The sequence below is a fragment of the Nocardiopsis sp. LOL_012 genome (genome assembly GCF_048060475.1).
GTDB lineage: Bacteria > Actinomycetota > Actinomycetes > Streptosporangiales > Streptosporangiaceae > Nocardiopsis.
Map to the genome: position 1 here is coordinate 1 of NZ_JBHMIV010000116.1, position 451 is coordinate 451.

Here is a 451-nt window from a genome sequence, read left to right on the forward strand (position 1 = left end):
GCGGTGATCTGTTCGTGCAGGTGGGGCCAGGCGTTCCTGAGGGCGGGGTGCAGGGGCAGGGTGGTGGCCTCGGCGGCGGGGACCCAGCGCAGTTCGCTGCTCTCGCGGCCTTTGGGGGTCAGGGTGGGCAGGTCGGGGACGTAGGCCAGGAAGGTGTCGTAGCGCCAGAGGGTGAGGTCTTCGGCGTGGGTGCCGATGAGTTCGGGTTCTCCCAGGTCGCCGGTGACTTCTTCGGAGAATTCGCGGAAGGCCGCCTCCCGGGGGGACTCGTCGCGGTCGAGGGCTCCGCCGGGGAAGGCCCAGGTGCCGCCACCGTCGGTCTCGGCGGCACGGTGCTGGAGCAGGACGTGGGGGGTTCCGTCGGGGTGGAGGGAGTAGAGCAGGAGTCCGGCGGCGCCGTAGCGGCCCCAGCGTCGGGTGCCGTCGGGCAGCCGTACCCATCCGTCACCGC

Annotated in this window: 1 protein-coding gene; it reads right to left on the reverse strand. The window is 72.3% G+C overall.

All coding sequences use genetic code 11. The annotated features are described in order from the left end of the window. Nucleotides 1-451, reverse strand: a 451-nt coding sequence (locus ACFHWE_RS23700; RefSeq protein WP_416604095.1) for an NUDIX hydrolase, incomplete at both ends; no start/stop codon positions are given.